This is a genomic window from Streptomyces sp. NPDC058964 (genome assembly GCF_042741275.1).
Classification (GTDB): domain Bacteria; phylum Actinomycetota; class Actinomycetes; order Streptomycetales; family Streptomycetaceae; genus Streptomyces.
Window position 1 is genome coordinate 18,820 of sequence record NZ_JBHYKH010000012.1, and the last position, 7,038, is coordinate 25,857.

At 69.8% G+C, this 7,038-nt stretch carries 6 protein-coding genes and 1 pseudogene; 4 read left to right on the forward strand and 3 right to left on the reverse strand.

Going from position 1 to position 7,038, the window contains the following annotated elements:
• Positions 1-448: 448 nt before the first annotated feature.
• Positions 449-691: pseudogene (locus tag ACFW2E_RS02925) on the reverse strand (alpha-galactosidase); the annotation flags it as partial.
• Between the two features lie 86 nt (positions 692-777).
• A complete protein-coding gene (locus tag ACFW2E_RS02930; RefSeq protein ID WP_384460452.1) occupies positions 778-1,698 on the reverse strand; it encodes an aminoglycoside phosphotransferase family protein in 921 nt (306 codons plus the stop codon).
• Between the two features lie 1,052 nt (positions 1,699-2,750).
• On the opposite strand from ACFW2E_RS02930, the gene ACFW2E_RS02935 reads away from it, so the two are divergent.
• The 3 genes from ACFW2E_RS02935 (at position 2,751) to ACFW2E_RS02945 (ending at position 4,884) form a co-directional block, all read left to right on the forward strand.
• On the forward strand, positions 2,751-2,876 hold the full coding sequence (locus tag ACFW2E_RS02935) for a hypothetical protein (protein ID WP_384460392.1): 126 nt from the start codon (positions 2,751-2,753) through the stop codon (positions 2,874-2,876).
• Between the two features lie 245 nt (positions 2,877-3,121).
• Positions 3,122-3,847 (forward strand): SDR family NAD(P)-dependent oxidoreductase, encoded by a 726-nt coding sequence (locus tag ACFW2E_RS02940; RefSeq protein WP_384460395.1) that lies wholly within the window; start codon positions 3,122-3,124, stop codon positions 3,845-3,847.
• Between the two features lie 158 nt (positions 3,848-4,005).
• Positions 4,006-4,884 (forward strand): ABC transporter substrate-binding protein, encoded by an 879-nt coding sequence (locus ACFW2E_RS02945; protein WP_384460398.1) that lies wholly within the window; start codon positions 4,006-4,008, stop codon positions 4,882-4,884.
• A gap of 609 nt (positions 4,885-5,493) precedes the next feature.
• On the opposite strand, the gene ACFW2E_RS02950 is transcribed toward ACFW2E_RS02945, so the two are convergent.
• The gene (locus ACFW2E_RS02950) at positions 5,494-5,715 is read right to left on the reverse strand and encodes a hypothetical protein (protein ID WP_384460401.1); all 222 of its coding nucleotides are present in this window, start codon (positions 5,713-5,715) and stop codon (positions 5,494-5,496) included.
• 691 nt (positions 5,716-6,406) lie between these two features.
• Between ACFW2E_RS02950 and ACFW2E_RS02955 the strand changes: the two genes are divergently transcribed.
• The gene (locus tag ACFW2E_RS02955; RefSeq protein WP_384460404.1) at positions 6,407-6,838 is read left to right on the forward strand and encodes a hypothetical protein; all 432 of its coding nucleotides are present in this window, start codon (positions 6,407-6,409) and stop codon (positions 6,836-6,838) included.
• Positions 6,839-7,038: the final 200 nt, after the last annotated feature.

The window sequence follows — 7,038 nt, forward strand, 5'->3', positions numbered from 1 at the left end:
GTGTGTTTGGGGTGGTCGTGCTCATCGTGGCGGGGCCCGTCGTGCGTGGTGCACGCCGGGCCCCGTCCTCATTGCCCGGCACAGCTGGCAGGGCTCGCTGTCAGGCGCGGCTCTCGGGAGGGTCGGCCGACCACAGCCGGCGGCCAAGGTGACGGTGCGGCGGCGAGCAGCATGGCGGTGGCCAATGGCGCGGCCAGGGCGATGCCCTCGGCGTGGACGAGCCGGGCGCGTACCGCACGCAGCCGACCGGTGCGCAGGCCATGGCGCGGGCCGCCAACTGCTCCGGGAGCGGCCGAGGTTGAGCTCCTCGGTGGTGTCGAAGCCGAACAGGCACAGGCGTTGGGACGCCGGCGCGGGCAAGGGGCTGATCAACAGCCACCGTGCAAAATGCTCGCGCAGTCGTATGCCGAGCACCCCGATCACATCCACGACCCGCGAAGTACGGGTCCGGGCGGCCGTCGGTCCGGTGCACCCACTCGGCGTGTTCGGCGTACAGCCTCGAGCGGGGCCGATGCCCTCGGACTCGACCGGCAGGCCGAAGTCCATGCCGAGGGCGCGGACGTCCTCGACGAACCGGTCGAATCCGCCGGGGGAACTCGGCCAGATCGGGGTCCCAGTCGCCGGGACCGCCGGTGTCGTCGGGGCGCCCGGTGAACCGGCCGTCGACGACGGAGAGTTCGGCGCCCAGCTCGGTGCGGGGACAGGAGAGACGTGAAGGGGCGGGGTGGTCAAAACTACTTGAAATGGCCGGCCTCGCTCCGGGATGGGGAGCGGTGCCTATGCGGGAGAGGGCCGGCCCAGGCTGGATGTCAGAACACGGTGGAGCGCAGCCCGGCCTGCGGGTCCCCATGTCGGCTTGCCGCCAGGAAGGCCCCGCTCCCCGTTCTGGCCCATAAGGACAAGGAAGAGGCTCTTCAGGGCAGCCAACCCCCGGGCGCGCCGGATCGTCGCCTCGTCCGCGTGCGCGTACGCCTCGAAGAACCGTGAACCCGCGCCCGCGGGGAGGAGCAGCCACGCGGCCGCGAGGTCCCACGCCGGATCGCCGGCGAACATGTCACCGAAATCAATCACGCCCGAGAGCGTCCCGTCCGAGACGACGACATTCGCGGGATGGAGGTCCCCGTGCAGCCATACCGGCGGGCCCTCCCACTCGGGGGCCGCAACAGCATCGTCCCAGACGTCCCGGACGGCCCGGGCGTCGGCGGCAATGCCGCCGGGAGCAACGGCTTGCAAGAACTTTTCGAAGCCGTCCGTGCACTTCTTGGGGTGAGCTCCGCGGTCCGAACCGGTCGGCGCCTCGGCCGGCGCCTCCACGTGGAGCGCCCTGAGGAAGCCCGCCAGGGCGTCGGCCGCGTGGTCGTCGCGGCTGATCGAGGTGTTGTCGAGTGGCTCGCCGGGAACCCAGGTCATAATGCTCCAGGGCCTCGGGAAGCGTGTGGACGGTTCGCCGATGCGCACAGGAGTCGGAACCGGGAGCGGAAGGCGCGGGGCCAGGACGGGCAGCCACCGGCGCTCCTTGCGCTGGAGATCCGGGGCACGTTCCGTGCGCGGCATGCGCAGGACCAACTCATCCCCAAGGCGCCACATTTGGTTGTCCCAGCCGCCCGCTACTTCGCGGATGGCCAGCCCCGCCAGGTCCGGATGCTGGTCCTTGAGAAGATCGTGTACCAGCTCCGCGGTGATCTCCGAGTCGGTCATGCGAAGCCAGAGTACGTGAGGCAGGCCGAGCGGACGAAGCTGCTGCACCCACCCGCGCCGTGCCGATCCCTGAACTGCTGCGCGAGTGGCTCCAGCAAGTGCAAGGGCCGCCCTCGCGTCCTGCCCCTGTCCCGCGGTCATCCCGACCAGGGTCCGCAGTCCGTGTCCCTGCGCGAGGCCGGGTGCGAGGATCGCGATCGCCTCCTCCGTCCGTCCGGTCCTGGCCGGCATGCGAGCGTATCGCCACCACTGCTCGGCGTCCTCGGTGGCGTCCGGACGCGCCATCTCCAAGGCCCGCTCGCCCTGGCCCCGCTGGAAGCAGACCTCGGCGGCCTCGACGACCGCGTGCCGCCACCCCGTCGCGGCGAACGGCTCGATCGGCGCCCACGCGCGCTCGTACTCCCCCGCCGCACAGCTCCCGCACCGTCGTCCGCGCGCACAGCCACTCACCACGCTCGGCCGCCGCCTTGATGACAAGGTCCAGCCACCCCTGCTCGAGCAGCTGGGCCACCAGCACGGGAGGTATTCCGTACTGGTCGTGCTTCTTCTGCCGCCCAAGGTCATCGGCGTTCATGGCGCGAGCACAAAGCCCCTGCCAGAACGGATTGAGGATGGGGTGAGCCGAGTGACGGTCAATCGGCGCCGTTGCCATGGTGTCCGGCTGCCGCCCCCGATCCCGCCAAAGGAAGGACTTAATAGCCCACGTCCGCCTGTTCTGGGCCGCGTGTGGCCTGGCGTGCCTAGGCTGTCACCGCTACGGAAGGACGGTGCCATGGATACTGACTCCCGGACCAGGGCCGCGAGCGAGGAGCATCGGCGAGCCTCGGAACGCGGAACACCGAAGTCGAGCACGCTGTCTACGGCACGCACGCGGTCCTGGACTACCCGCAGTCAGGTGAACGGTTCCCGGGCCGCGGGACGATTCCGGCGCAACGCCGCGGCCATCCGGCCGACCGGCACTTCACCGTCCAGCGGATCACCGGCCATGCGAGTGTGACGGTGAGCGAATGTGTCTTCACCCACGGTGCTGTGCCTTCGTACTCGGTGAGCTCATGGAATCCGCCGGCCCGCACGTGGTGCACGAGACCCGGCGCTTCGCCGACCCCTTCGGCGCGCCGGCCTGGCGGGCCGCGCTCGCGGAGCCGCTGCCGGGCCGAACCGTCACCGGAGCCCGGTGAGATCACCCGCGGCGTGTTGGAGCGGCTGCCCCCCCTTCTCGCCTTCCACGTGCGGCGTGACTCCACTGGACCGTGGCCGATCTGCCGCGACTGACGGCCGGCACCGGGCGGCCCGTGCTTCATGGGGGGATCGGCTCAGCAGACCCCGGTATCGGGGAAGAACGACTCCGAGTGGCCATACCGTCGGCCCGCGACAGTGAGCAGGAGGTGGGCTCTTGACTGGGGCAACCAGCAGGGTGGCACTGGTGACAGGAGCCAGCAGCGGAATCGGTGCGGCTACCGCGCGTCTTCTGGCCTCACGAGGGATGCGTGTAGTGGTCAACTACCTGCGCAACAGGAGGGCAGCCGAGGAGGTCGTGGCCGGTATCGAGGCCACAGGGGGCCAGGCCATGGCCGTGCAGGCTGACGTGCGCGAGGAAGCGGCGATCGAGAGCATGGTCGATCAGGTCCAGGGGGCATGGAGCGGCGTCGACGTGCTCGTGCACAACGCGCTCATCCCGTACGCGATCAAGTCGTTCCAGGACATGACGTGGGAGGAACTGGGAGGCAAGCTCAACGACGAGATGCGTGCGGCGTTCGCGGTCACCAAGGCCGTCCTGCCCGCCATGGCCGAACAGGGCTGGGGACGCATCATCTACATCGGTACCGGCCTCAGCCGACGGCCCCGGGAGAACATGATCGCACTGGGCACGGCCAAGGCCGCACTGGAGCAGTTCGCCCGGTACCTCGCCCAGGAACTGGGCCCGCTGGGCATCACGGTGAACACCGTCGCACCCGGCCCGGTGGAGGACACCCGCCTCGCGGCGGAGTTCGACGATGCGCACAAGCAGCGGCAGGTGGCCGCCACTCCCCTGGGCCGCCTGGCACACCCCGCCGACGTCGCCCAAGCGGTCGCCTTCTTCACCAGCGAGGACAACACCTTCATGACCGGCACCACGGCTGCGGTCAACGGCGGGATGTCCATGTACTGACCCCCGCTGCACTCCACACACGAACGAGGCGTCATAGCGTCCCGGTCCAGCCGGGGGCCAGACCGCATCCGCCACACCGTCAGCTCAGCAGCATGGGCTCCAGCGGCCGGCCGCCCCAGCACGGGCGCATGACGGTGACACGATCACGGGAAACGTTCATGTACACGATCGATCTCGCCTACGTCGGGCGAGGCCTGCACGAGGAACTGGTCGCCTACATCGCGGACCAGGAGGGATACAACGCCGACGAGGGCGTTCACGTCGCGCTGCGTGACGGCTGCTCCTGGGACGAGGAACGCCTGCGCCGCGGTGCCACTATCGGGCTCGGCCGAGCACTGCTGTCCCGACTGACCGACGGCATCCCCTGGGTCGCGCTCAGTGTCAACACCTGCCGCCCGCTGTTCTGGTTCCTCGCACGCCCCGGCCCGGCCTTCCTGGCCGACCTGGCAGGCCGACGGCTGGCGGTACACGCCCCCCGCACCGCACCCGGGTGCTTTGCCCGGATCGTGCTGCGTCAGGCGGGCCTCGACCCGGACGGTGACATCCACACCATCGTCCGCCCGCCCGGCGACTACGGCATGGACCTGCGCCGGCTGCACGACGGCAGCATCGACGCCGCCTTGGTCGGCAGCACCATGGCACCGGAGGCGGTGGCCGCCCAGCACGGTTGGCGGATCCTGGCCTGGGTCGGCGACCACTTCCAGATCCCCACCGTAGGCGTGGCCGTCGACCCCACCTACACCGACCCGGACGACCCCGCGGTCCAAGCCGTGCTACGAGCCCACCGGCGCGCCCTGCAGGTGATTCACGACGATCCCGACACCACGGTGCGGCACATGCAGACATTCCTCGGCCAGCACACCGAGGACGAAATCCGAGCCCACTACGAGGCGTTCATCGCACCGCATTACACCACTGACGGCCGAGGCGACCTCGCCCTCGGCGACAGCGCGATCACCGCGGTCGCCGCCGAACTCGGTGTCCCCGTCACGGTGACCGCAGCCGAGTTCTACCGCACCGCAACCACCACCCCCTAGGCGCCCGGCGACGCCGATGCTCCTTGTCCTGCTTGGCCGCGACAATCCGCGACTGGAGGTCGGCACCGTCCATCGGCCGCGAGATGGATCTTTGTCAATCCTCGCTCACAGCGCGTCAGTCAACGACACACCCGGACCGACGACCGGCTGGTCCCCAGCCGAAACCACCTGGCCGGGGCGCATACAGGGCCGGTCGCCTGCATTCGGGGGTGGTCTGGCCAGGGAAAGGACCCGGCAACGGTCTCGTCCGAACCACGGTGAACGGGGCTGAACGAGACGGAAACTGAGACGGCCGCACTCTTCACCGCAGCACGGCAGACGGCCCGCGGCCGGCTGCCGGAGCCACCGTCATTCGTGGAGCTAAGCTGCCTTGGATCGCTCCGCTCGTATGTCCGAGGCGGGGTCCTGTGCGTCTTCGAGCGACAAGGTCTCGTCCTCCCCGAAGTCAGGGGCCTGGAACGGGTTGGTCGTCGGAGGCGGCGATGCTGCGGCGGAGCAGCGGGGCTGCCCTTCCAGAGCGGAAAACAGTGACGTCAGTTCGATGAGAGGACTCTCTTTCGTTACAGGCCCCTGAAGGGGCCTGGTGTGCCGTGACCGGGCACAGCGGTACTACAGCTTGGTCATCTTGGCGTACGGGCTCAAGATCCGCATCTGCGCCGGGCCGAAATCCACGAGCGCCGCGATTCCGTCCTCGATGCCGATCACCCGGCCGAGGCCATACATGTCGTGCGTGACCTGGTCGCCCACGGCGAAGTGCTTGGGAGCCGGTGTGACCGGGGCCTTGAAGGGGCTGGTGGGCAGATGACGCTTCGGCGCAGCAGGCTTTGTCATGGCTCAGTATGCGCCTATGTGTATCCCGTTCGCTGTGGCCGACGGCACAAATTTGGCCGGAAACAATCGCTTCACGCCATTGACCTGGGGCTTTTGAGACTTGGGCGGCGAAACTGGACTGTAACCCTCCGTGAGACGACGTCGCTGACCGTGGCTGACCCAAGGCCGCAACTCCTGGCCTGCACCCGCTCTTTCGACGTCCTGCATCGTGCGGGAGTGGAGTGCACCGGCTCCCGCGGAGCGGCCCTGGCACGTTCCTGCGCCGGGAGAACATCCAAGTCATCCAGGTCAACGAGGTCAACGAGGTCAACGAGCCCGACCGTGCCACGCGCCGCAAGTGCGGCAAGACCGATACCGCCGATGCGGATGCCGCCGCCCGAGCGGTCCTGTCCGGCCTCGGTCGGCACCGACAGTGCCACTGCCCTGCTGATCGCCGCCGACGACAACCCGCAGCGGCTGGCCAACGAGGCCTCCTGCGGGAGAGTCCGGCACCACCCTGCACCGGCACGGTTGCGAGGGATTCACCGACTTCATGAGCGACGGGCGGACCCTCGTCGTCGTCCACTTCGGCCGGAATACCACCGGGTGACCGCTTACGACATGCTTACCGGGAGCATGCTGTGGGAGCGCCCCTCCTTCCACCACTCGTGCGCGAAGTCCGGCCTCCTGCCGGTGTTCGGTGCCGCGCCGCATGGCCGACCGGGACGGGGCCTTCGCCGTGGCGGACGACTGGCTGTACGCGCAGGACGGTGCCGGACGGATCTGGACGGCGCACGCCAGAGAGGGCCGGGCCCACCGGCTGCGGGTGGCGGGCGCCCAGGCCGGCGGCCTGTCTTACGGGCTGCGCATGACCCTCACCGCGGTGGGCGACCGCGTCTACGCCGAGGTTCCGCACCCCCGGCACGAGCTCTGCGTGGTCGCGCTGCGGCACGGCCGGGTCCTGTGGCAGCGCGCGGCGGGAGACACGCCGCTGCCGTGCGGCGAGGACGTGCTGCTGCCACAAGGGCACCGCACGACACCCCCGACCGGCTCCTGCGCTTGGACGGTGAGCCGGGGTCGGCGCCCGACCCCGGCTGAGCCGGCGTCGGCCGCCGCCGTGTCCGCAGCGGTGTCGAGGACGTGACCGGGCTTGGGTTTGCCGGCCCGCACCCAGGAGTGGGTCGTGTCGTCCCAGAACGGGTGCCGCCGGTGATCACGTGGTGCTCGCTGCCCGGCCGTGGGCGGGGGGGCGGGGCGGGGGCGGATTTTGGGGGGGGGGGGGTAGACATATAAGAGCCCACCAGACCAAGAACAAAAGACGGTGGAGGGGTGGGGTGGGGTGGT

What these genes read in the sequence shown, in the direction of transcription:
- ACFW2E_RS02955 (WP_384460404.1), top strand. Translation starts at nt 6,407, where the DNA reads ATGGCCGACCGGGACGGGGCCTTCGCCGTGGCGGACGACTGGCTGTAC.
- ACFW2E_RS02935 (WP_384460392.1), top strand. Translation starts at nt 2,751, where the DNA reads ATGGAATCCGCCGGCCCGCACGTGGTGCACGAGACCCGGCGCTTCGCC.
- ACFW2E_RS02930 (WP_384460452.1), bottom strand. Translation starts at nt 1,698, where the DNA reads ATGACCGACTCGGAGATCACCGCGGAGCTGGTACACGATCTTCTCAAG.
- ACFW2E_RS02950 (WP_384460401.1), bottom strand. Translation starts at nt 5,715, where the DNA reads ATGACAAAGCCTGCTGCGCCGAAGCGTCATCTGCCCACCAGCCCCTTC.
- ACFW2E_RS02945 (WP_384460398.1), top strand. Translation starts at nt 4,006, where the DNA reads ATGTACACGATCGATCTCGCCTACGTCGGGCGAGGCCTGCACGAGGAA.